We start from the raw sequence: 513 nt of genomic DNA, 5'->3' as shown, positions 1-513 counted from the left end.
CAGACTGTGTGAAAACACACTGATGGTGGTTCCAGCAAACGCCCCGACTTGTTCGGGGCGTTTGCTTTTGTGCTCACAGCAGACGAAAAAAGGCTTTTCAGTCCATCAGCGCCATCATCTGACGCACGCCCAGCACGTTAATCGCTCTTTTCAGGTTATAGGCGTTCACCGCCAAGGCCATTTCAGCCCTCGCGCCTTCAAGCTGTCGCAGCAAGAAGCGMGCGTTACCAAATAACCACTGTTTAAGGTTGCCGAAGGGATGTTCGACGATGGATCTTCGGCTGACCATCATTTCGGGGTGTGCCTGCATTCGCCGTTCCATTCGCTCGAAAGCCTTTTCGTGCAGATGGCGTGAGAGGTATCGGCGYTGGGCGTCGGTGCATTGCGCTTTTAACGGGCAGCTTGCGCAGTCGCTGACCGCTGCCTGGTAGATTCGGCCTTTATTGCTGATCTGTTTAAAGATCAGCCATTTTCCGGCAGGGCATTGATATCGATCTTGCGACGCATCGTAGG

General features: G+C 53.8%; 1 protein-coding gene. It reads right to left on the bottom strand.

Translation table 11 applies throughout. The features are described 5' to 3' along the window. Positions 1–97: 97 nt before the first annotated feature. Positions 98–513: transposase (locus tag AC1DWM_RS30235; RefSeq protein WP_477796910.1), on the bottom strand; the 416-nt coding region annotated here is incomplete at its 5' end.

The organism is Pseudomonas sp. P4_C8 (assembly GCF_056401975.1).
Note: the sequence above shows the minus strand (reverse complement) of the source record. Positions and strands in the feature narration are given on the sequence as shown.